Annotated in this window: 20 protein-coding genes; 11 read left to right on the plus strand and 9 right to left on the minus strand. The window is 61.8% G+C overall.

The genetic code is table 11. The features are described from left to right. Window positions 1–23 precede the first annotated feature (23 nt). Both modB and NCHOL11_RS15985 read left to right on the plus strand, forming a co-directional pair. A complete protein-coding gene (gene modB, locus NCHOL11_RS15980) occupies window positions 24–689 on the plus strand; it encodes a molybdate ABC transporter permease subunit (RefSeq protein WP_097093670.1) in 666 nt (221 codons plus the stop codon). Further along, window positions 679–1,314, plus strand: coding sequence for an ATP-binding cassette domain-containing protein (locus tag NCHOL11_RS15985; RefSeq protein ID WP_097093565.1), 636 nt, complete (start codon window positions 679–681; stop codon window positions 1,312–1,314). The genes modB and NCHOL11_RS15985 overlap by 11 nt, the downstream gene beginning before the upstream one ends. Here the strand turns inward: NCHOL11_RS15985 and NCHOL11_RS15990 are convergent. Together NCHOL11_RS15990 and NCHOL11_RS15995 are read right to left on the minus strand one after the other, a co-directional pair. Continuing rightward, on the minus strand, window positions 1,295–2,665 hold the full coding sequence (locus NCHOL11_RS15990; protein WP_097093566.1) for an ATP-binding protein: 1,371 nt from the start codon (window positions 2,663–2,665) through the stop codon (window positions 1,295–1,297). The genes NCHOL11_RS15985 and NCHOL11_RS15990 overlap by 20 nt on opposite strands. Next, entirely contained in the window at window positions 2,662–3,396 is a 735-nt protein-coding gene (locus NCHOL11_RS15995) for a response regulator (RefSeq protein WP_097093567.1), read from the minus strand. Before NCHOL11_RS15995 ends, NCHOL11_RS15990 begins: the two co-directional genes overlap by 4 nt. Before the next feature lie 327 nt (window positions 3,397–3,723). On the opposite strand from NCHOL11_RS15995, the gene NCHOL11_RS16000 reads away from it, so the two are divergent. The 6 genes from NCHOL11_RS16000 (at window position 3,724) to NCHOL11_RS16025 (ending at window position 11,586) form a co-directional block, all read left to right on the plus strand. Further along, the gene (locus NCHOL11_RS16000) at window positions 3,724–4,803 is read left to right on the plus strand and encodes an efflux RND transporter periplasmic adaptor subunit (protein ID WP_141397901.1); all 1,080 of its coding nucleotides are present in this window, start codon (window positions 3,724–3,726) and stop codon (window positions 4,801–4,803) included. Between the two features lie 9 nt (window positions 4,804–4,812). After that, window positions 4,813–7,950, plus strand: coding sequence for an efflux RND transporter permease subunit (locus tag NCHOL11_RS16005; RefSeq protein ID WP_097093568.1), 3,138 nt, complete (start codon window positions 4,813–4,815; stop codon window positions 7,948–7,950). After that, entirely contained in the window at window positions 7,947–9,311 is a 1,365-nt protein-coding gene (locus NCHOL11_RS16010) for an efflux transporter outer membrane subunit (protein ID WP_097093569.1), read from the plus strand. The genes NCHOL11_RS16005 and NCHOL11_RS16010 overlap by 4 nt, the downstream gene beginning before the upstream one ends. 90 nt (window positions 9,312–9,401) lie before the next feature. Beyond that, window positions 9,402–9,722, plus strand: coding sequence for a hypothetical protein (locus NCHOL11_RS16015; RefSeq protein WP_097093570.1), 321 nt, complete (start codon window positions 9,402–9,404; stop codon window positions 9,720–9,722). Further along, window positions 9,719–11,299 (plus strand): PepSY-associated TM helix domain-containing protein, encoded by a 1,581-nt coding sequence (locus NCHOL11_RS16020; protein ID WP_097093571.1) that lies wholly within the window; start codon window positions 9,719–9,721, stop codon window positions 11,297–11,299. The genes NCHOL11_RS16015 and NCHOL11_RS16020 overlap by 4 nt, the downstream gene beginning before the upstream one ends. Then, window positions 11,296–11,586: a hypothetical protein gene (locus tag NCHOL11_RS16025; protein ID WP_255254877.1), complete on the plus strand. Its 291-nt coding sequence runs from the start codon at window positions 11,296–11,298 to the stop codon at window positions 11,584–11,586. The genes NCHOL11_RS16020 and NCHOL11_RS16025 overlap by 4 nt, the downstream gene beginning before the upstream one ends. A gap of 43 nt (window positions 11,587–11,629) precedes the next feature. Here the strand turns inward: NCHOL11_RS16025 and NCHOL11_RS16030 are convergent, their stop codons facing one another. Beyond that, window positions 11,630–12,454: a DUF1206 domain-containing protein gene (locus NCHOL11_RS16030; RefSeq protein ID WP_176502328.1), complete on the minus strand. Its 825-nt coding sequence runs from the start codon at window positions 12,452–12,454 to the stop codon at window positions 11,630–11,632. Window positions 12,455–12,573: 119 nt separating this feature from the next. On the opposite strand from NCHOL11_RS16030, the gene NCHOL11_RS16035 reads away from it, so the two are divergent. Continuing rightward, window positions 12,574–13,359 carry an SIMPL domain-containing protein gene (locus NCHOL11_RS16035; protein WP_097093673.1) on the plus strand — a complete coding sequence of 262 codons (786 nt, stop codon included), beginning with the start codon at window positions 12,574–12,576 and terminating at the stop codon, window positions 13,357–13,359. A gap of 54 nt (window positions 13,360–13,413) precedes the next feature. Here the strand turns inward: NCHOL11_RS16035 and NCHOL11_RS16040 are convergent, their stop codons facing one another. From NCHOL11_RS16040 to NCHOL11_RS16065, 6 genes are all read right to left on the minus strand, one after another. Next, window positions 13,414–14,187 (minus strand): 3'(2'),5'-bisphosphate nucleotidase CysQ, encoded by a 774-nt coding sequence (locus NCHOL11_RS16040; protein ID WP_097093573.1) that lies wholly within the window; start codon window positions 14,185–14,187, stop codon window positions 13,414–13,416. Beyond that, on the minus strand, window positions 14,184–16,097 hold the full coding sequence (cysN, locus tag NCHOL11_RS16045) for a sulfate adenylyltransferase subunit CysN (RefSeq protein WP_097093574.1): 1,914 nt from the start codon (window positions 16,095–16,097) through the stop codon (window positions 14,184–14,186). Before cysN ends, NCHOL11_RS16040 begins: the two co-directional genes overlap by 4 nt. A gap of 229 nt (window positions 16,098–16,326) precedes the next feature. Continuing rightward, window positions 16,327–17,238, minus strand: a complete 912-nt coding sequence (gene cysD / locus NCHOL11_RS16050) for a sulfate adenylyltransferase subunit CysD (RefSeq protein ID WP_097093575.1) — start codon at window positions 17,236–17,238, stop codon at window positions 16,327–16,329. 91 nt (window positions 17,239–17,329) lie between these two features. After that, a complete protein-coding gene (locus NCHOL11_RS16055; protein ID WP_097093576.1) occupies window positions 17,330–17,962 on the minus strand; it encodes a TetR/AcrR family transcriptional regulator C-terminal domain-containing protein in 633 nt (210 codons plus the stop codon). A 70-nt stretch (window positions 17,963–18,032) separates the two neighbouring features. Continuing rightward, complete coding sequence (locus NCHOL11_RS16060; protein ID WP_097093674.1) at window positions 18,033–19,700, minus strand: MFS transporter; 1,668 nt, start codon at window positions 19,698–19,700, stop codon at window positions 18,033–18,035. A 129-nt stretch (window positions 19,701–19,829) separates the two neighbouring features. Further along, window positions 19,830–20,588 carry an enoyl-CoA hydratase gene (locus NCHOL11_RS16065; protein ID WP_097093675.1) on the minus strand — a complete coding sequence of 253 codons (759 nt, stop codon included), beginning with the start codon at window positions 20,586–20,588 and terminating at the stop codon, window positions 19,830–19,832. An 87-nt stretch (window positions 20,589–20,675) separates the two neighbouring features. On the opposite strand from NCHOL11_RS16065, the gene NCHOL11_RS16070 reads away from it, so the two are divergent. Together NCHOL11_RS16070 and NCHOL11_RS16075 are read left to right on the plus strand one after the other, a co-directional pair. After that, window positions 20,676–21,665, plus strand: a complete 990-nt coding sequence (locus tag NCHOL11_RS16070; RefSeq protein ID WP_097093577.1) for a bile acid:sodium symporter family protein — start codon at window positions 20,676–20,678, stop codon at window positions 21,663–21,665. 37 nt (window positions 21,666–21,702) lie between these two features. Next, window positions 21,703–23,316: a phytoene desaturase family protein gene (locus tag NCHOL11_RS16075; RefSeq protein ID WP_097093578.1), complete on the plus strand. Its 1,614-nt coding sequence runs from the start codon at window positions 21,703–21,705 to the stop codon at window positions 23,314–23,316. The last annotated feature ends 53 nt before the right edge of the window (window positions 23,317–23,369 follow it).

The raw sequence follows: 23,369 nt of genomic DNA on the forward strand, positions 1-23,369 counted from the left end.
GCCCGGAAGAATGGGAGATCGTGATGCTCTCCCTGAAGGTCAGCCTTGCGGCCATGCTCATAACCCTGCCCCTCGCCTTCGCCCTCGCCTGGGTTCTCGCGCGTTGGCGCTTTCCCGGCAAGCTTCTGCTGGATGCGGCCGTGCATCTGCCGCTGGTACTGCCTCCCGTAGTCATCGGATGGATGTTGCTCCTGACCTTCGGGCCAGCCGGTCCAGTGGGCGGCATGTTGGAGCGCTGGCTCGGCCTGTCCGTCATGTTCCGCTGGACGGGCGCTGCCATCGCTGCCGGGATCATGGCGCTCCCCCTGATGGTGCGCGCGATCCGGCTTTCGATCGAAGCCGTCGATCACCGGTTGGAAGAAGCGGCCCAGACCCTCGGCGCCAGTCCTGCCCGGTGCTTTTTCACGATCCTCCTGCCTCTGTCGCTGCCAGGCGTCGCAGCTGCCTTCATCCTCGGCTTTGCCCGATCGCTGGGGGAATTTGGCGCGACCATCACCTTCGTCTCCAACATCCCGGGGGAAACGCGCACCCTGTCTCTCGCCATCTATAGCGCCCTTCAGGTGCCGGGCGCGGACGAGGCCGTCTGGCGATTGGCGCTGATTTCGATCGGCCTTTCCTTGGGCGCGCTTCTCCTCTCGGAAGCTCTGGCCCGACGGACGAGCGCAACGGGAACGCGCCATGTCCTTTGACGTCGATGTCCGTAAAGCCCTTGGCGATCATGTCGTGACCGCGCGCTTCGTGGCGTCCGACGGCATCACGCTGCTCTGGGGTCCATCTGGCGTCGGGAAAACGTCGGTCCTGAACATGATCGCGGGCTTGATGCGCCCCGATCAAGGCCATGTCAGCATCGATGGACAGATGCTGTTCGATGACAGCGCCGCCATAAACCTTCTTCCCCATCGCCGCCGCATCGGCTATGTCTTTCAGGACGGACGTCTTTTCCCCCATCTTCGGGTGCGCGCGAACCTGCTCTATGGCCATCGCCTCGCGGCTCCGGAAAACCGGTGGATGTCATTGCAGGCGGTCATCGACTTCCTCGGCATCGAACATCTGCTCGGTCGCTGGCCTGGCACCCTGTCGGGCGGCGAGGTGCAGCGGGTAGCCATCGGCCGGGCGCTTCTGTCCGGTGCCAGGGCCCTCCTCATGGACGAGCCCCTGGCGTCGATCGACCCCGCCCGCCGGGAAGGCATCATGGACGTCATCCTGCGCATTCGCGACGAGCTTGTGCTCCCGATCGTCTATGTCACGCATAATCCAGCGGAGGCGGACCGGTTGGCGACGCGGAAGATCGAGCTTATGCCTTCATCTCGATAGTCGCGATCAAGCCCCCACCTTCGGCATTCATCAGCCGAACCGACGCATCGAAAGTCATAGCCAGCGACCGGGCGATGGTGAGGCCAATGCCCGTTCCCGGCCGCCCCCCCGGTTGTCCTGAAGCACCACGGGTGAAAGGTTCGAACATCTGGTCGAGTTGATCCGGCGGAATGCCGGGGCCCTTGTCCCTGATGTGGATAAGGACGCGCCCGCCTTGCCGGGAACAGCCGACCTCTGCCTCGCCGCCATATTTGATGGCGTTGCTGACCAGATTGCTGATGCACCGGCTCAGGGCATTGGGCTTCACACGAATGGTGCCCCCGCATCCGCCTGAGAACCGCAAGGGAGCGCCCAGATCCTGCGCATCCTCAACCATGCTCTCCAGCAGGGAGTCGATATCGACGACTGACCATTCCTCCTGTGCTTCCGTGCTGGCAGCCAGGTCCAGCCCTTCCTTGACCAGCGTCTGCATCGCCTGATGGTCCTGCAACAGCCGCGCGCGAAGGTCGTCATTCTCGACAAGTTCGAGCCGCAGCCTCAACCGGGTAAGCGGCGTCTGCAGATCATGGCTGATCGCCGCCAGCAACTGCGTACGCTCGGCAAAACCGGCGCGGGCGCGCCTTTGCATGACATTGAATGTCGATAGCGCCGCCCGCACTTCCTCGGGACCGCTTTCGGGAATTTCCTCAGGATCGAGCGACAATGAAAAGGACTCGGCTGCATGTTTGAGCCGGCGCAAGGGCTCGGCCACGATCCGCGCCACGATGATGGCGAGGCCAGCAGAGGCGATGACGATCAGCAGCATGTAGAGCGGGTTGGCCATCATGCTGGCTGGCCGCTCCATTCGCGGCAGGTTGAGCGCCATGGACCTTCGCGCACCTGTCCTGTCGGTGAAGCGCACGATCCAGCAGGAAGGGCGTGGCGCGTCCACGACGCCTGCCGCACCTACCGAAGGATCATAGCGTTGGCGGGGGAAGCAAAGGCCCGCGGGGACCTGACTGGCCTCCGGGTTAGATCCGCGTCCAAACCTTACCCTGAGCGCTTTGGCCAGCGCCGCGTCCGGTTCGGCTACGGCGATCCCTTCGGGCGCCAGAGCTGCACCCATGATCTGCTGGGACGCCAGCATGGCCTCCACCCTTTTGGGATCGCGTTGCAGGCGATGCGCGATGTCCTCGGCGCTCGCGACGACGCGCTGGATGCGCCAGCTTTGAAAATCCCGGCTGCGGCTATGTTCGGCGACCAGCAAGGCGAGCATCGCGGCCAGGGACATGCCGATCGTCAACAACAGGAATATGCGCCCGGTCAGCGACCGCAAAAAGCTCCGGACGCGATGCCACAGCGGCCGGATCATTCGAAGGATACCGGACGGGCAAGCACATAGCCTTCACCCCGCACCGTCAGGATGAGCTCTTCGCCCCCCGGCATCGCCGCGAGCTTCTGCCTCAACCGGCTGACCTGAAGATCGATGGACCGATCGAAGGCGGCCGTGGCGCGGCGCTCGGGGACGAGGTTCTCGCGGGAGAGCACGACATTGGGTTCATCGATGAAGCGCGACAGAAGACGGAATTCAGCGGACGACAGCATGACGAGGCGGCCATCCTCCGCGATCAACCTGCGCTGAAACAGATCAAGCCGCCAAGGCCCGAAGCTGGCCGTTCGCGCGCTCTTGTCGCGCTGCCGTTCCGGATCGTCGATTTGGGCGCGGCGAAGCAGGTTGCGTATCCTCACCAGCAATTCGCGCGGCTCGAACGGTTTGGTGAGATAGTCATCGGCCCCCAGTTCAAGCCCAAGCACCCGATCGATCGCGCTGCCGCGCGCCGACACCATGATGATGCGAACGTCGCTGCCCTGTGCACGTAATTCCCGGCACAGGTTCAGGCCATCTCCATCGGGCAGGTTGAGGTCCAGCACGATAAGGTCGGCAGAGTGCACGGCAAGCGCGTCCTGAAGCTCCGCCAGGCTACCGGCAGGCACGACATCATAATGTTCCTGCTGAAGCTGCCGGACGATCAGGTCGCGAATATCAGGGTCATCATCAACAACGATCAGGCGTGCTGGGCGGCTGTTCATCTGGTCAGGCATGGCCGCCTTCTAAGGCTTTAGGCAGGAAAAGTCTGCCCATCTCAAAGGGGCTGATACGTGCTGATACATTCCGACATATTGCGATGCACAATGGAACATCATCGGCCTTTTAATGGACCTGCCGAAGAGCGAATAGGAAGCGTCGGAGCATGGCCCGTGACGCTCGTCATCAAGGTCGGCCCGTCCTTCACCCGGCGCTCCCCCCTCCCCCTGCGCCGGGTGAAGTTCTCGCAATTGTTGATTTCCTTATTGGATTTGCCCGCCGCCATGCCGCTGCGCTTCGCTCCCTCATCATTCCCCGGCGTTCAATTGAGCCTAGCACTATGCATGCTCGCGGCCGCCTGCAGCCAGAACAAGCCGCCGGAGAAGAAACAGGTCGAGGTCGGCGTGGTCACGCTCCGCGCTCAGGATGTGACCGTATCAACCGAACTTCCCGGCCGCACAGTTTCAACGATGATGTCGGAAGTACGCCCACAGGTGGCAGGTGTCGTCCAAAAGCGCCTTTTCACCGAAGGCTCATACGTCCGCGCCGGTCAGCCGCTCTATCAGATCGATCCGTCGCTCTATCGCGCGTCCCGCGACGAGGCGCAGGCCGCCCTCGCCAACGCACAGGCTACGGCGGTTGCGGCTCAAGCCAAAGCGCGCCGCTATCAGGCTCTCGGGAAAACCGAGGCTGTAAGCGCTCAGGAACGTGACGATGTGGTCGCCGCTGCCCGGCAAGCGGGAGCGGCGATCCAGCAGGCCCGTGCTTCGCTTCAGACCGCAAACATCAACTTGCGTTTCACGGAAGTCAGGGCGCCGATCAGCGGTCGGATCGGCCGATCCTTGTTCACGCCAGGCGCGCTAGTGACTGCCAGCCAGGCGAGCCCGCTCGCCACCATCCAGCAACTCGACCCCATTTTCGTCGACATCACGCAATCCAGCGCTCAACTGCTCGCGCTGCGGCGTAGCTTGGCTGCCGGCAAGACCCTTCCGGCGAGCGCGACCATCCGTCTGAAGCTGGACGATGGCAGCGAATACCCGCTCGAAGGGCGCGTCGAATTTGCAGAGCCCATCGTGGACCCGAACAGCGGCACGATCACCCTGCGCGCGCGCTTCCCCAATCCCGACAGCCTTCTTCTTCCCGGCATGTTCGTGCGCGTCGTGGCGCCTCAAGCCGTTATCCCGGGAGGCATACTTGCGCCCCAGCAAGGCATCAGCCGTGATCCGAAGGGGAATGCCACGGCATTGATCGTGACCCGCGCGAACAAGGTCGAGCGCCGGACAGTCACCGCGACTCAAGCCATAGGCGACAAGTGGCTGATCACCTCAGGCCTCAAGGCTGGTGAGCGGCTGATCGTCGAGGGGACCGACAAGGTAAAGCCGGGCGACACAGTCCGCGCCGCCACGATCAACCAGGGGCGCTAGGACCTCGAAATGATCAGCCGCTTCTTCATCGATCGCCCGATTTTCGCATGGGTTATCGCCATCGGCATCATGCTCGCCGGTCTGGGCGCCATGCTGTCACTGCCGATCGCACAATATCCCGACATTGCCCCGCCCGCCGTCAATATCCGAGCGAATTACCCGGGCGCTTCGGCGGATACTGTCGAGACCAGCGTTACCCAGGTTATCGAGCAGCAGCTGACCGGCATCGATGGCCTGATGTATTTCTCCTCGACCTCCACGGCCAACGGCCAGTCGCGCATCAACGTCACCTTCAACAAGGGAATGGACCCCGACACCGCGCAGGTGCAAGTTCAGAACAAGGTGCAGCAGGCGCTAAGCCGCTTGCCGAATGCGGTTCAACAGCAAGGCCTGACGGTCACCAAGTCGCAAACCGACTTCCTGATGCTGGTCGCGCTGTACGACCGCACTGATCGATCCACTCAGGCCGACATTTCGGATTACCTCGTCAATAATTTCCAGGATCCCATTTCCCGCCTGGAAGGCATTGGCGACGTTCAGATCTTTGGTTCGCAATATGCCATGCGCATATGGCTGGACCCCTATAAGCTCGCCACCGTCAAATTGATGCCGTCGGACGTGGAAAGCGCCATCCGGTCGCAGAATATCGAGGTCTCCGCTGGGCAGATCGGCGCTGATCCAGCGCCTGCCGGGCAGCAGCTCAATGCTACCGTGCGGGCCCGTTCCCGCCTCCAGACACCAGAGCAATTTCGCAACATCATCGTCAAGACGCAGAATGACGGTTCGGTCGTTCATCTCTCCGATGTCGCCCGGGTTGAACTTGGCAATGAAAGCTACACGTCTTCCGCGACGCTGAATGGGCATCCGGGTTCAGGCATCGCGCTGCAGCTCGCCCCCGGCGCGGATGCGCTGAAAACTGCCGAACTTGTAAAGGCCAAGGTGGAAGAATTGTCCGCCGGACTGCCCTATGGCTACAGCATCGCATTTCCCCGCGACACGACACCTTTCATCCGGCTTTCGGTGAACGAGGTCATCAAGACGCTCATCGAAGCGGTCGGGCTGGTCGTCGTCGTCATGTTCGTCTTTCTGCAAAGCTGGCGCGCGACCCTCATCCCCGCAGTCGCAGTGCCCGTGGTCCTGCTCGGGACCTTCGGTGTGCTTGCGCTCTTCGGCTATTCCATAAACACGCTCACCCTGTTCGGAATGGTGCTGTCGATCGGCCTGTTGGTCGATGATGCCATCGTCGTCGTCGAAAATGTCGAACGCTTGATGCACGACGAGGGGCTGGACGCGCGATCCGCGACGATCAAGTCGATGGAAGAGATTGGCAGCGCCCTGGTCGGCATTGCGCTCGTCCTGTCGGCCGTCCTGTTGCCGATGGCGTTCTTTGGCGGATCGACCGGCGTGATCTACCGGCAATTCTCCATCACCATCGTCTCTTCCATGCTCTTGTCCGTGGTCGTGGCGCTCATTCTTTCGCCTGCCCTGTGCGCCACGCTATTGAAACCGACGAGCGAGGAGCGCCGCCAGCAGGGCTGGGCTGGCAAATTCAACCGCTGGTTCGAACGTGTAACCGGCGGCTACATGCGCCGGTTGGAAAAGGTCATGCATCGGCGTGCCCTCTTCTGGGGTGTTTATGTGCTGATCCTTGGCATCCTTGCCCTGTTGTTCGTTCGCCTTCCGACCAGCTTCCTGCCTGTCGAGGACCAGGGACAGGTCATGGTGCAGATGACGCTTCCCGCAGGCGCTAAGTCAACCCGGACAAGGCAGGCGATCGACAGCGTCCGCAACTATTTTCAAAGCGAGGAAAGCGAAAATGTCGGGAGCGTCTTCATCGCACAAGGTTTCAGTTTCGCTGGGCAAGGCGAGAATACCGCACAAGGCTTCATCAATCTGAAGCCTTGGGAAGATCGATCGGGCAAGGCGAACAGTGCGAGCGAGATTGCGAGCCGCGCCACTAAGCAACTGGCAGCGGTGCGTGACGCAAAAATCCTCGCGATGACGCCGCCTGCCATCCGCGGCCTGGGGCAATCAAATGGCTTCACCTTCGAGTTGCTCAACACGGGCGGTCTCAGCCGCGACGAGTTCCTGGCCTTGAGGAATCAATTGCTTGCTGCGGCTGAGGAAAGCTCCCTTCTTGCCGGTGTCCGCGCAGCAACGCTGGAGGACACGCCACAACTCAAGGTCGATATCGATAGTGAGAAGCTTGCGGTACTCGGACTTACGCAGAGTGATGTCGATGACGTGCTGAGTTCTGCCTGGGGAAGCACCTATATCAACGACTTTATCGATCGCGGCCGTGTGAAGCGGGTCTACATGCAGGCTGATGCGCCATACAGAGCTTTGCCGACCGACATCGACAACTGGCAGGTCCGTTCGGCGGCGACAGGAGAAATGGTTCCTTTCTCAGCCTTCGCGACAACGCATTGGGAGATGGGTCCCACGACCGTGGCTCGCTTCAATGGTCAGTCCTCTTATGAAATACAGGGTCAGGCCGCGCCTGGCGCAAGTTCCGGCGAAGCCATGGACGAAATGGTGAGGTTGCAAAAGCAACTGCCCGCCGGCACGAGCTACGCGTGGAGCGGCCTTTCCTATCAGGAACAATTGTCGGGTGGGCAGGCGCCATTGCTCTATTCCCTTTCGGTGCTCGTCGTGTTTCTCTGCCTCGCCGCGCTGTACGAAAGCTGGTCAGTGCCGCTCGCCGTGCTGTTCGTTATCCCGCTGGGTCTCATCGGTGCAGTCGTTGCGGTATGGGCGCGCGGTCTGGAGAATAATGTGTTTTTCCAGGTTGGGCTGCTCACCACCATGGGGCTCGCCGCGAAAAATGCGATCCTGATCGTCGAGTTCGCCGAATTCGCCTATCGGGGGGGCAAGGACGCCATGAGCGCCGCGATCGAGGCCGCCAAGCTTCGTTTCCGCCCGATCATCATGACGTCACTTGCGTTCATCGCGGGCGTTCTCCCGTTGGCGCTTGCCCATGGCGCTGGCGCACAGAGCCGGGTCGCTATCGGCACGGCAGTGGCGGGGGGCATGCTGACCGGCACGGTGCTGGCCATCTTCTATGTGCCTTTGTTCTTCTTCACCATCGTGCGCCTGTTCACCCGCAAGCGTGCCTCGCCTGCGACCGGTTCGGAGGTGCCAGCATGAAGCGCGTCGTCCTCCTTGGCATTACCGCTGCCCTGACTGCCTGCAATCTCGCGCCAACCTATGAGCGGCCTGCCGCGCCCGTCTCGCCAACCTGGCCTGCTGGAGCAGCCTATCCTGCGGCGATATCCACGGAAGCAGCAGGGCTGCCATGGACGGCGCTGCTGGGCGATCAGCGGCTGCGAACCATCATCGGGCGAGCGCTCGCGAACAACCGCGATCTGCGCATCACGCTAGCAAATCTACTCGCCGCAAGAGCGCAATATCGCATCCAGAGAGCGACGCAGCTGCCCACGGTTACGGCGGATGCAGGCGCTACCTTCTCGCGCCGCAATGATCAACGGCAGGATAGCTACAGCGCCGACATCGGGTTCAGCGCTTTCGAAATCGATCTGTTCGGCCGATTGCGCAACTTGAGTGAATCCGCGCTCCAATCCTATCTGGCGACCGAAGAGGGAGCGAGGGCGGCCCGCATCGCACTCGTCGCGGAAACGGCCAGTGCCTATGCGGTGCTCGCTGCTGATCAACAATTGCTTGCTGTCGCGCGCGACACCCTTGCCAGTGCAGAACGAACGCTGGCGCTCACCAGATCGCTCAACGGCGTAGGCCTTTCCGGTAAGCTCGACGTTCACCAGGCCGAGACCGTTGTCGAGCAGTCGCGTTCCGATGTCGCGGCCGCTGTCACGCAGGTGGCGCAGGACCGCAATGCACTGGACTTGCTCGCCGGAGCCCCGGTCGAAGAAGCACTCCTGCCCCTCTCCCTCTCGTCATTGATCGGAACGACCGCGCAGGTGCCCGCAGGGACTTCATCGGAAGTCCTGCTGCGACGGCCGGATGTGCTCCAGGCTGAGCACCAACTGCAAGCTGCCAATGCCGACATCGGCGCGGCGCGCGCCGCGATGTTCCCCCGGATCAGCCTGACCTCAGCAATCGGCGTGGCGAGTTCTGCCCTATCGTCTCTTTTTACAGGCAATGCCTTCACCTGGTCAGCAGCGCCCTCCGCCAGCCTTCCCATATTCGGTGGCGGCGTCAGGGCCAATGTCGAGTTCAGCAAGGCGCAGCAGCGGGCAGCGGTCGCCAATTATGAAAATGCCATCCAGAGCGCTTTTCGCGAAGTAGCCGATGCCTTGGCCCGCGCTGGCACCATAGGTGAACAACAGCGGGCCCAGCGGGCCTTGGTTGTTTCCAATGAGAACGCCTATGCTCTATCCGAGCAGCGATATCGCGCGGGCATCGACCCGTTCCTGACGACGCTCGTCAATCAGCGATCGCTCTATTCGGCGCGGCGAAGCGCGATCGCCACGGATCTTGAACTGCTGCAAAACCGGATCACCCTCTATCGCGTGATCGGGGCCGATTTTTAGGGTTATTGATAGTCTGCCTCCGGCCTAAAAGCTGAAGTCACTTAATTGCTAATGACTTGCATCATACCTCCATCGCAGTATGAAGGGGGCATGAAAGCGAAGGCTGGACCCCCTGCTCCGAAGCGCTGGAGCCGTATCCTCTTGGCAGGCCCCGGAGCGATCTGCGTCACCGTCATTGTGATGGCGGGCATGACCTTGTGGTTGCCCGGAGGACGGGCGGGGATCGACAATCTGGTCTTGCCGCTTGTGCTCGCGCCATTGATCTGGGCTGTGCTTTTCTTTCACGCATGCCTTGATCGCAGCGTCGGCCGTGTCGCACTCATTGCGCTAGCGCTGCTGCTGACACATGGCGGGCTGCTCGCGCATAAATGGGCCAATTGGCCATCCACAGCCAAGGAGGGAGGCAGATGATCCATCTCCCGAAGAATGAAACCAAGCTGATGGTGGCCGTTCATGGCTGGTCGGGAATATTGCTCGGCCTTGTCCTCTATGCCGTGGTCCTGACTGGCACGGCTGCCGTGTTCGCGGAGGAAATTGGCATTTGGTCTTCGGGCCATATGTCCAGCACATCAGCGTTCGAGCGGCCAGTCGGGCAGAATGTCCAGGCACTAGGAAGCCAGACCCCAACCAAATATCATGAAGGCGTCGATCTCTTTGAGGTTGGCGACCATGATCTTGGCGCCTTCTTCCACCGGCATGAGATTGACCCGGACGGTGAACTGGTAAGCAGGGGCATCTTCTACAGGGTCAACAGCAATGGCCAAGTCATCGATCGTCAAGCCGGCACCAGCGAGGAAGTATTTGGTCCACGCAACGACGATGCGCTCAGCCATTTTCTGGTCGACACCCATGTCCGTTTACATTTGCCCAATCCTTGGGGCCTGCTGCTGACCGGCATACTCGGACTGGCGATGCTGGTGGCGGCGGTGTCTGGCCTGATGATACACCGCCACCTGTTCAAGGACATATTCACCCTGCGGCGAAAGGCAAATCCGGTGCTTTTCAATCGCGACCGGCACAGTGTCGCAGGCACATGGAGCTTGCCCTTCGCCTTCATCCTCGCTTTCACGGGAAGCTTCTTCTCCTTCTTTGGCACGGTAGGCGTTCCGATCGTCGCCATGGCAGCGTTTGGCGGCGACGTTCAGGCTCTCAACAGCAGCGTATTCGGCAATCCGGGGCAAGCGGACCCCCGCCCGGCCCCCACCAGCGGCATTGATAGGATCACGCGCGACGCCATCCAGCGGACCGGCGAAATCCCCACCTTCGTGACGATAGAGAATTTCGGCCGCGCAGATGCCAAGGTCACGACTTTTCACCCGCCGGAGAAAGGCGGCGTCCTGCCCATCAGCCTGCTATATGACGGTGCGGACGGCCGTTTCGAACAGGTGAAGCCGCTGATTGGGACAAAGCCGTCAGCCGGTGGCGCCCTGGCAGGGATCATGTCGCCACTGCACTTTGGCAATTTTGCTGGCATATTGTCGAAAGCGGTCTGGTTCGGGCTTGGCTTTGCGATGTGCTATGTGACCTTGACCGGCCTGCGCCTTTGGGTCGTTCGCCGCGCAAACGAGACTAGGTCATTGGGCTGGCTCGATCGGATGGTTACGATCGTCGGTCTCGGGTTGCCCTTTGCACTGCTTTGTACCGCTGTCGCATTCCTGTGCACCACCTCGTCCGGAAGCGCCCTTTTCTGGACACCGGCTGGTTTCCTGATGGCGTCCGCTCTGGTAATCATAGGCGGAGCATTCATCAGGGACCGGATAAAGCTCAGTATCCTTCTTGAATGCGGCATGGGCATATTGATGCTCATCCTGCCTTCCCTCCGCCTGTTCATGGGCGGTCCGGGATGGGTCATCGCCATGAAAGCAGGTCAGCCCATTATAGCCGCGGTCGATATCGCACTTCTGATCGCAGGCCTCTGGATGCTTGCCCGCCATTTCCCGCAGCGCGCCCCGCGTTCAGGCGAACTTACACTTCAGGCGGCCGAATGATGATCTGGCTTGTCCTCGCCGCAACGGCATTTTCCGTTGGCCTGCTGACCATGCTGGGCCTTGGTGATCCCAAGCGGAGGCGGGCTGCGGGATTGCACGGTGGCCATGGTCAGCCAATGCGCCATCTCTATGTAGTTGGCGCTGTCGTGCCCGGAGTGGTCATCGCCTACACGGGCGATGCCGCGATGTGGTTGATCTGGTTCGGCGGCTCTGCCGTCGCGGGATGGATCGTGGCGCTTTGGCTCGCCCAGTCTGGTGCGGAGCGTCAGGACAAGAGCGCGCGGTAATCGCGGCGCCGGATGCCTTAGATCGTTGGGACGGCTTATGCTGCTAAGGCCTTCGCGGGGTGACGACACGCAGCCGCCGGTATCGGGCTTCCACCAAACTGAACAACCCAAATAGCGCGAGTCCGGCGGCCACGATCAGCAGCAGGATCGGACCCTGATCCTGTTCGCGCACTTGCCTGAGCGCCGCGCCTAGTCCGCCAGCCTCATCAGGATTGCGATGAAGCACGACATTGATCAGAAACCACCCGATCATCGCAAAGACCAATGCGCGCGCAGCATATCCGACCCGGCCGAGCCAGCGCACTTGCACCGGGGCTGGTACGTCGCCTGCCAAGTCATCGAAGCTTGCCTTATAGGCCTTGAGCGCCTGAGCGGCCGCTGTCGCGAAGAATGCTATCGCCACCAGAGCCAGCAAAACCGGCCCGGCGGGCTGTTCGAGCAGCCAGGCGGACCAGCTTTGCGCTGCCTGGTCGCCGGGGCTTCCGCTCGCAGGCGCGGCCTGTCGCATGGCAAGCTTTGCAGCTGCGGCAGCCAGCCCGACATGGATGATCCCGCTCACGGCATAGCCCGCGCGCTCAAACCGGCCTTTCATGTTCTCGCCCCTATGTTCGGGGTCCAAGGCAGCCTCTGTAAGCCGCCAGATAGCATAGCCAGCAAAGCCCAGGGCGCAAAGAACAAGGAGAAGTCGTCCCATCGGCGCTTCCGCGATCGTGCCCATCACCCCCTGATTGTCGCTGGGACGACCTCCATTGAGCGCAGCGTCCATGGCGAACACGCCGATCAACAGATACACAATACCGCGCGCGGCAAAGCCAAGCCGCGCCAACATGGTCAGCCAGTCAGCGGGATCTTCTCTCATCATTTTCATCAGCATCTCCTTCCGCCGCAACGCAGGGGAGCCGCCGAAGTTGCTGCGTTCATGACATCGATCATGCAACCGGATGCTCGAACATACGTTGCGCTAAAGCAACGGATCAGGAGATGCCGATGAAATACCTTGCCTTTCTGATCGCCGTGGCGGGAGGAGCTTCGGTGGTGCAGGCTCAACTTCCAGCGGCAACGCCGGTTCTTACACCGGATGAAACGCTACTCGTCGTAAGCGGCGAAGGGCAGAGCCGGCAGGTGCCCGATCTTGCCGTTTTTTCGGCAGGCGTGGTCACGCAGGGAAAGACTGGAGGCGAGGCTCTGGCGGCCAATGCCACGCGGATGGATGAGGTGATCAAAGCGCTCAAACGTGCGGGTATCGGAGACAGGGATATTCAAACCTCGGCGCTCTCGCTTCAGCCGCAATATTCCAATCCTGAACAGGAGGCGCAGCTGAGGGCGCGAATGGCGCGGGAACCCTATGTCGCGCCCGTTCAGCCAGAGGCTCCGCGCATAATCGGCTATGAAGCGCGCAACAATGTTCAGGTGCGTGTGCGCAAACTGGGCGAGATGGGGCGCATCATCGACACGCTGGTATCGGCAGGCGCCAACCAGGTGGATGGTCCTTCCTTCACGCTGAACGATCCAAAGGCCGCATTGGACGAAGCACGGGTCGCCGCTGTCAAGGATGCTCGCGCTCGCGGCGAGCTGTACGCCCGCGCGGCAGGCCTCAGGATTTCGCGAACCATCTCCATCAGCGAGGGCGGCGGCTACTATCCGGTTCAACCCATCATGGTGACGGGTCGCATGGCAGGAGCGCCTCCTCCCCCGCCTCCACCCAGTCCTGTAGCGCCTGGCGAATTGACTTTGGGTGCGACCGTCTCGGTCCAGTTCGCCTTAACCAGATGAAGTTTGAGCCACGCTGCGCGCTCGCGGCGTGGCTCAATTCAGTTCATGCAGATATCAGGCGCTGACCTGTACTTCGCTTATCAGGGTCAGCACCTGCTCGGCATGTTCCTTCCGGCAGATCAGCAGGTCGGGCAAATACACATCTTCCTGATTATAGATCAGCGGACTGCCGTCGATGCGCGAGCAGTGCAGGCCGTGCGCCTGCGCCACCGCGACCGGGGCCATGCTGTCCCATTCATATTGGCCGCCGGAATGGAGGTAGATGTCCGCCTGACCCAGGATCACGGCCATCGCCTTGGCGCCTGCCGATCCCATCGGCACCAGCTCAGCGTCGAGCCGTTCGGCGACCGCCACCGCTTCCTTCGCGGGGCGGGTGCGCGACACGACCATGCGCAGCTTTTCGGGCGCGGGCGGCAGCGGGCGCGGCTGATCGGACCGCAACACGGTGCCGCCACCGGCGCCGGTGAGGTCGAGGCCCGGCAGCGCGACCGCGCCCAGCACGGCCTCGCCGTCGACAGCCATGCCGACATGAACCGCCCAGTCGGACCGCTCTTCGCCATATTCGCGGGTGCCATCGACCGGATCGACGATCCAGACGCGGCTCTTGGCGAGCCGTTCGGGATTGTCCTTTTCCTCCTCCGACAGGAGGCCGTCTTCGGGACGGACCTCCCGCAGGGCGTGGACGAGGAACTGGTTGGCGGTCTGATCGCCCGCCTTGCCCAGCGCCTTGGGGCTGAACAGCCCCGAAGCCCGCACGTTGATCAGGATCCGGCCCGCGACCTCGGCGAGGTGCGCGGCAAGATCGCCATCGCTCATCGCCTCGCTCATGGGATCAGCCTCGCGATGATGAGGTCGGCCGCCTCGTCCGCCGTCAGCGACGTGGTGTCGATGCGGATTTCCGGATCCTCTGGCGGCTCATAGGGGCTGTCGATGCCGGTGAAGTTCTTGAGTTCACCCGACCGCGCCTTCTTGTAGAGACCCTTGACGTCGCGCGCCTCTGCTTCGGCGAGTGGCGTGTCGATATGCACTTCGACAAACTCGCCCGGCTGCATCATCTGGCGCACCATTTCGCGTTCCGAACGGAAGGGCGAGATGAAGGCGGTGATGACGATCAGACCCGCGTCGGTCATGAGCTTCGCAACCTCGCCAACGCGGCGGATATTTTCCACACGGTCGGCATCGGTGAAGCCCAGGTCCTTGTTGAGGCCATGGCGGACATTGTCCCCGTCGAGCAGGAAGGTGTGGCGGTTCATCCGCGCCAGCTTCTTTTCGACAAGGTTGGCGATGGTCGACTTGCCCGCGCCAGACAGGCCCGTGAACCACAGCACCGCAGGCTTCTGGTTCTTGAGGCCCGCATGGAATTCGCGGGTCACATCGGTCGCCTGCCAGTGGACATTCTGCGCCCGCCGCAGCGAGAAGTGCAGCATGCCGGCAGCCACGGTGGCGTTGGTGATCTTGTCGATCAGGATGAAGCCGCCGAGCGTGCGGTTCTGCTCATAAGGCTCGAACACGATCTGCTTGTCGGTCGACAGGTTCGCGACACCGATGGCGTTCAGGTCCAGCGTCTTGGCCGCCAGATGCTCCATCGTGTTGACGTTCACCTGATATTTGGGTTGCTGCACCGTCGCGGTGACGGTCTGCGTCCCCACCTTCAGCCAATAGGGACGGCCGGGCAGCATTTCCTCGTCCGCCATCCAGACGATGGTCGCTTCGAACTGGTCGGCGGCCTGGGGCGGATTGTCGGCGAGCGCGATGACGTCGCCGCGCGAGCAGTCGATCTCATCGGCGAAGCAGATGGTGACGGACTGACCCGCGACGGCCTGCTCCAGATCGCCATCCAGCGTGACGATGCGGGTGACGGTGCTGGTCTTGCCCGAAGGCAGCACGCGCACGGCGTCGCCCGGCTTCACCGTGCCGGTCGCGATCAGGCCGGAAAAGCCGCGGAAGTCGAGGTTCGGGCGGTTCACCCACTGCACCGGCATGCGGAATGGCTTTTCCGCGTCGGTCGCGCTGTTGACCTCAACGGTCTCCAGATGCGTGATGAGCGACGGACCTTTGTACCAGGGCGTGTTTTCCGAGGGGCCAGTGATATTGTCGCCCTTGAAGCCAGAAATCGGCATGGGCACGAAATGCTGGATGCCGATGGAGCGCGCGAATTCGGTATAGTCCTTGACGATGCCGTCGAAGACCGCCTGGTCATAATCGACCAGATCCATCTTGTTCACCGCCAGCACGATATTCCGGATGCCGATCAGGTGCGCCAGATAGCTGTGACGCTTGGTCTGCGTCAGCACGCCCTTGCGCGCGTCGATCAGGATGACGGCGAGATCAGCGGTCGAAGCGCCGGTGACCATGTTGCGCGTATATTGTTCATGGCCAGGGGTGTCGGCGACGATGAACTTGCGCTTTTCGGTGGCGAAGAAGCGATAGGCGACGTCGATCGTGATGCCCTGTTCACGCTCGGCGGCGAGGCCGTCGACGAGAAGGGCGAAGTCGATCTCCTGCCCCTGCGTGCCTACGCGCTTGCTGTCCGCCTCCAGCGCTGCCAGCTGATCCTCGAAGATCATCTTGCTGTCATAAAGCAGACGGCCGATCAGCGTGGACTTGCCATCGTCCACCGATCCGCAGGTGATGAAACGCAGCATCGTCTTGTGCTCATGCACCTTCAGATATTCGTCGATATCCTCGGCAATGAGGGCGTCGGTCTTGTAAATGGGTTCGTCGAGAGTGTCGGTCATGTCATCTGTCCCGTCATCCCAGTGCAAGCTGGGATCTCGTTGATCTGGTTAAGAGGGTTCACGCGGAGCCGCAGAGACGCAGAGAGGCCGCGCACGCGGCGAAGCCGCATTGCCGGACAAGTCGCAGCATCAGGCCGCACCATGGTCAAAAGGAAAACGCCTGCGGCTTGATGCAGCCCCTCCGCGTCTTCGCGTCTCCGCGTGAGCAAAGATGGGCGCACCGCCGCCATCAGAAGTAGCCTTCCTGCTTCTTCTTCTCCATGCCCGCGCCACCCGCGTCCTTGTCGATGGCGCGGCCCTGGCGTTCGGATGTGGTGGTCAGCAGCGTTTCCTGAATGACTTCCGGCAGCGTCTGCGCGTTGCTCTCCACCGCGCCGGTCAGCGGATAGCAGCCGAGCGTCCGGAAGCGGATCGAGCGCATCACCGGCTCTTCGCCCGGCTTCAGCGGGAAGCGCTCGTCGTCCACCATCAGCAGCATGCCGTCACGCTCGACCGTGGGCCGTTCCTGCGCGAAGTAAAGCGGCACGATCGGCACATTGTTGAGGTGGATATATTGCCAGATATCCAGCTCGGTCCAGTTGCTGATCGGGAAGACGCGGATGCTCTCACCCTTGTTCTTCTTGGCGTTGTAGAGGTTCCACAGTTCAGGACGCTGGTTCTTCGGGTCCCAGCCGTGCGAAGCAGTGCGGAAGGAGAAGATGCGCTCCTTGGCGCGGCTCTTTTCCTCGTCGCGGCGCGCGCCGCCGAAAGCTGCGTCGAAGCCATAGAGGTCGAGCGCCTGCTTCAGACCTTCGGTCTTCCACATGTCGGTGTGCAGCGGGCCGTGGTCGAACGGGTTGATCCCCCGCTCCTTCGCCTCAGGATTTTGATAGACCAGCAGTTCCATGCCGCTCTCCCGCGCCATGCGGTCGCGCAGGTCGTACATCGCCTTGAACTTCCAGGTCGTGTCGACGTGGAGCAAGGGAAATGGCGGCGGCGAAGGATAAAATGCCTTGCGGGCGAGATGCAGCATCACGGCGCTGTCCTTGCCCACGGAATATAGCATGACCGGCTTTTCAGCCTCAGCCACAACCTCTCTCAAAATATGAATGCTCTCCGCTTCCAGGCGCGCCAGGTGGGTGAGCGTGTTATTGTCTGTCATCGTCTTTTCCAGCCTTTCGCCGATCCAGATGACAGAAGGTGCGAATCATCAAACCTCCCAAATGGGAGAGCTTCATTTTCTCTCGCAAAAGTCAGGCCCGGCGCGCTTTTGGCCCCAGGGATTGCAGATCCGCCTCGTAGCCCGAAATGATACGTTCCAATGTAACCCGGTAATCACCGAGGATCGCTGGCAGCGGATCCCATTCATTCTCGTCTTCGGCGATCAGTTGAGCGAGTCCTTCTCTCCGCATCATGCTGATTGCAGCGCCAATCACGACCTGGTTGACTTCGATATATGCGTTAACTGCCAAATTCGCAGGAAGGCCTCTGTTTTCCAGCATCATGAGCACCCTTGCAGAATAGTCGAACGAATGCTGCTCAGGTTCTTTGGCCATCAAATTGGTGATGAGTTGAGGCAGGGATTGAAACAGCCGATAGGTAATCGTGGCATGCTCGCGCAATATTTCTTGCCAACTCTGCCCTTCATCCTTGATCAGTGCCTGCCCGACAAGGCGCTGCGCCACGAGTTCAAGCAGATGCTCGCGGCCACGGACATAGCCATATAATGTTGCGACGCCGGTATTCAGCTTTTCGGCGACCAGACTCATTTCCAGCTTGGCGATGCCCACTTCGCAAGCGGCATCGACAATCGCTTCCAGCGTCAGTCTTCGGGGACGCCCTACCGTCCGTTTCGACTGCCTAGGCATGCCGCTCTCCAACTCCATTTCAGAGCGATTCTAACGCTCCTGCCGATATTGACAACGCTTCCCGTCGGCCCAGACCGAACCGGTTGATCTAAGGATAGATTATATCGATTGCTTCATCCCGCCGGTCTGGCGTGTCTGCACGCCATCGCACAGAACCGGTCGGCCGTTCAAGCCGCCGCCGCACCCGACCTTCATTGCTGCCCTCATGAAATATGTTGACCGCGTCTTCCACCTGCCGGTCGCTAATGGTCATGCGGTCGCGCTGGCGCAGATAGTCGCCCCAAGTCGGACAGTGATAATGTTCCGTCCAAAGCGCAGGATCGGCGATGTCGCGCGCCACTGACCAGCCAAAGGCACCGCTACGCAGGCGAGCACTGCGCAGCTTCTGCACGGCCGCGTAGAAATCGCGAGCCTTGTCAATATCGACCCTGTAATCGATCTCCACGATGATCGGCCCACTTCGCGGCGTCAGCGCCAACCCGACCTGCGGTTGATGGGTGAGGATGCTTTCTTCCAGGCCGTCAGGCAGCGATGGGGCAAGTGGAATGATGAGGCCCAGCAGCGCGCTCAACATCATAGCCGCTCCCGACAACATCATCGCTTCACCAGTGCCGAATGCACTGGCGACCGATCCCCAAATCCACGCCCCCAGCGCGAGCCCGCCCGTCAATGCCGAGCCGTAGCAGGCAAGCGCGCGCGCCGTGACCCAGCGAGGTGCAGACATTTGAACCGCGACGTTGAACTGCGCGACCAGGATCATCCAGGCTGCTCCGGCGATCATCAATGCAGTGCAGGTGAGAAGCGTATTGCCGCTGACTCCCGCGAGGAGGATCATGGCGCCGAGCAGCAGGGACAGAGACCGGGCAGCCTTTTCCGGCCGCAATCTTTGACGGACAAAATCAAGTCCGGCAGCCCCCAACACAGCGCCTACGCCATAGGCGCCCAGCAGCAGTCCATAGGTGCTCGCCGTGCCCTGCAGCAGGTCCTTTGCGATGAGCGGCGTCAGAGCCGACACGGATGCCCCGGCAAGCCCTACGACATGGGTGCGGATGAGCACCACGCGGATGGATGGTGCGTGAAGTGCGTAGCGGACGCCCGATATGATCGCCCGGTCGATCCGCTCCGGCGGCAAGCGCGAAGGCTTATGCTCTCGCTGCCAAAGCAGGAAGGCGATGATCAAGGGGAGGTAGAAGACGGCATTGGCCGCGAAGGCGGCCATCGCTCCAAAGGCAGCCACGATGATGCCGCCGATCGCCGGACCGAAGCTGCGGGCAACATTGTAGCTGATCGTTCCCAGGGCAATGGCTGCAGGAAGATGTTCGCCGCTCACCTGCTCGCCGATCGATGCCTGCCATGCAGGCCCGAACAGAGCGACCCCTGCCCCGATCAGAAAACAGAAGAGCAGCAATGTCCAAGGAGAGAGCAACCCGGCGCCCGCAAGCAGCGTCAGTCCCACGGCCATCAAGGACGCGAATATGAGCCCGGCCAGCGCCACCTTGCGCCGGTCGAACATATCCGCGATCGCCCCAGCGGGGAGCGCCACCAGCATCAGGGGCAGCATGAGGGCGGTCTGCACCAGCGCCACCATCTGTGGCGATGCACTGAGCCGCGTCATCAGCCAGGCAGCACCGACGCCTTGGATCAACTGGCCGAAATTCGAAAAGAGGCTGGCGATCCAGATGGTGCGATAGGTCCGCTGCCGCAGTGGTTCCAGCAGGGTGAAGCGCCCTGCCGGGGTTGGCACTGTATCAGCCATGGTTCCGGCCTTGTCGCTCATCCCTATTCCCGTTTCCTGTGCTGAACCCGGTTCGCATGGCTGCTTGAACGAAATCGCGCTGACCGTCCTGGACTTTTCTAGCGCGGCGCGCGTCCTGCATCTTCGCTATCAGGTCCGGCGGAACTTGGGTGGGCGTTTTTCGAAGAAAGCGGCGAAGGCTTCCTGAGCTTCTTCCGACTCCAGCATCTGCTCGAAAAGCCGCGCTTCCTCGTCGATGCGATCAAGCAACAGCGCCTGATCACCCTTCAACAGACGCCGAGTGGCGGCCAAGGCCAAAGGCGGCTTTTGCATGAGAGCGGATGCCTTTGCGCGAGCATGCTCGACCAGTTCGCTGCCGTTTATGACAGCCGTTACCAAGCCCGCGCGATCTGCCGTTTCGGCGTCCATCGGTTCGCCCAACAACAACATCGCCGCCGCCTTCGCATAGCCCAGGGTGGCAGGCGCGAGCAGGCTTGAGCCTGCTTCCGGCACGATGCCGAGATTGACGAAAGGCATGATGAAACGAGCGTCGGGCGCTGCATAGACAAGGTCGCAGTGGAACAGCATCGTCGTGCCCACGCCCACCGCCAGTCCCTGGACGGCGGCGACCAGCGGCTTGTCGAAGCTTGCGATCGCGCGGATGAAGGCGAATGCCGCGGCGCCGCCCTGCGGGCCTTGCGTGAAGTCTTTAAGGTCATTGCCCGCGCAGAAGGCGTCTCCCTTTCCCGCGATCAGGACCGCGCCGATATCCTTCCGCGCCGACGCATCGGCAAGGGCGGCTGTCATGCTGTTGTACATGGCCGCGGTCAGCGCATTCTTCTTGTCCGGGCGATCGATATGGATTTCCAGGACGCCGTCCCGTTCGATGATACCGATCTCGTCGCTCATGTCAGTCTCCATTTCCAGACTGTCCACTAATCGGCGAATTGGCCCGGCGTCTATTCTTTTCCCGCCAGACTGCCTACAGCCACAGGGATGAGCCGTCTTCGGGAAATTGCCGACCCATTCCTCATGCTGCTGATTGCGATGGTGGCGCTTGCCTCCTTCATGCCCGCGCGGGGAGAGGGCGCGCATGTCGTCGGGATATTTGCGGACGCGGGTATCGTACTCCTGTTCTTCCTGCACGGCGCGAAGCTGTCACGTGACGCGATCTGGAACGGCGCGAAGGCGTGGAAGCTGCATCTGGCGACGCTGGGAACGACATTTGCGCTGTTCCCGCTGATCGGGCTGGCGACGCAGCAGGTGGAGGCGATCCCAGTTCAGATGCGGGCGGGATTGCTGTTCCTGACGCTGCTGCCATCGACGGTGCAGTCGTCGATCGCTTTCACGGCGATTGCCCGCGGGAATGTCGCGGCGGCGGTGGTGAGTGCGTCCTTTTCCAACCTTTTGGGCATCGTGCTGACGCCGTTGCTGGTGGCGCTGTTGATGCAGAAGGCGGCGGGAGGCGCAGGCAGTCTGATTTCCCTGTCGGCGATCGAGGGGATCGTGCTGCAATTGCTCCTGCCCTTCCTGCTCGGTCATCTGGCGCGGCCGTGGATTGGCGGCTTCGTGTCGCGGCACAAGGCTATGCTGGGACGGGTGGATCGGGGATCGATCCTGCTGATCGTCTACTCCGCATTCAGCGCGGCCGTGGTCGAGGGACTGTGGCACAAGGTTTCGCGTGGTGAATTGATGCTGATGGCGCTGTTGTCGATCGCTATTCTGGCAGTGGTGCTGCTGTTTACCTGGGGACTGGGAAAACTGCTGGGACTGTCGCGGGAAGATGCGGTGGTGTTGCAGTTTTGCGGGTCGAAGAAGAGTCTGGCGACGGGGGTGCCAATTGCGGGGGTTCTTTTTCCGGCAAGTGCGGTGGGACCGATATTATTGCCGGTCATGCTGTTCCATCAGATTCAGTTGATGGTTTGCGCGGGATTGGCGCGGCGGTATGGAAGTCGTGAAGGAAGTAGTGAATTAAAAGAGTTTTGAGGAGAACCCTCCCCCCGCCAACCGAGTTGTTGTACATATGTATAAATATGACGCGGTCATTATCGGGGGTGGGCATAACGGGCTGGTCTGCGCATTCTACCTGGCGCGGGCGGGGTACAAGGTGCGGATACTGGAGCGGCGCGGCATAATCGGCGGCGCTGCGGTGACGGAAGAGTTCCACCCCGGCTTCCGCAATTCCGTCGCGAGCTACACCGTCAGCTTGCTGCATCCCAAGGTGATCAAGGACATGGCGCTCGCCGATCACGGCTATCGCGTGATCGAGCGGCCGATCGCCAATTTCCTGCCGCTGCCCGACGGACGCTATCTGAAAGTGGGCGGCGGGCTGGAAAGGACGCAAGGAGAGTTCGCCAAGTTCAGCAAGAAGGATGCGGCCGCCCTTCCCCATTACCAGGCAACGCTGGAGAGGATCGCGGACGTGCTGCGCGGGCTGATGCTGGAGACGCCGCCCAATGCGGGCGACGGGCTGCCGATGCTGATCGCGGCCCTGTCGCAGGGCAAGCGGGTGGCGGCACTGCCGCTGGAGGCACGGCGCGACCTGCTGGACCTGTTCCTGAAATCCGCCCGCGCGTTCCTGGATGGCTGGTTCGAAAGCGATCCGGTCAAGGCGGTCTTCGCCTTCGACGCCGTGGTCGGCAACTACGCGTCCCCCGACACGCCCGGCAGTGCCTATGTCCTGCTGCACCATGTCATGGGACAGGTGAACGGCAAGAAGGGTGCGTGGGGCCATAGCGTCGGCGGCATGGGCGCGATCACGCAGGCGATGGCGCGGGTCGTAAGAGCGATGGGCGTCGAGATCAGCCTGGAAGCGCCGGTCGAGCATGTGCTGGTGGACGGCGGGCGCGCCGTGGGCGTGCGCCTGGAAAGCGGCGAAGAGGTCATGGGCGCGGCGGTGATCGCCAATGTCGGACCCAAGCTGTTGTACGAACAGATGATGAATCCCGCCGACCTGCCGCAAGACTTCCGCAAGCGCATGCGCAACTTTAAAGTGGGGTCGGGCAGTTTCCGCATGAATGTCGCCCTGTCGGCACTGCCCGATTTTTCCTGCCTGCCCGGCAAGGGCGAACATCTGGAAGCCGGGATCATCATCGCGCCGGACATGGACTATATGGACCGCGCCTTTTCGGACGCGAAGACAGACGGATGGTCTCGCGCGCCGATCGTCGAAATGCTGATCCCGTCGATCATCGACGACAACCTTGCCCCGCCGGGATGCCATGTCGCAAGCCTGTTCTGCCAGCAATTTGCGCCGCAATTGCCCTATGGACGAAGCTGGGACGATGCTGGGCAAGCAGCGGCGGACGATGTCATCGCCACGATCGATGATTATGCGCCGGGCTTTGCCGCGTCGGTGATCGCGCGAGACATATTGTCGCCGCTCGACCTTGAGCGGAAGTTCGGCATGGTCGGCGGCGACATCATGCACGGCGCCATGACGCTGGACCAGTTGTGGGCGGCAAGGCCCGTGCTGGGCCAGGGCGCATATCGCGGACCTGTCGAGGGTCTTTACATGTGCGGCGCGGGCACGCATCCGGGCGGAGGCGTGAGCGGCGCGCCGGGACATAATGCGGCGCGCGCCGTGCTGAAGGACAAGGCGCTGGGTGGCCGGCTGTGGCAGCGGCGGAGCATTTGACGCGGCTTGAGGCGATCAGGAGTCGTCCGGGACGCCCGGGAATCACCGTGGCG

This window comes from Novosphingobium sp. Chol11 (assembly GCF_900218065.1).
GTDB lineage: Bacteria > Pseudomonadota > Alphaproteobacteria > Sphingomonadales > Sphingomonadaceae > Sphingobium > Sphingobium agri.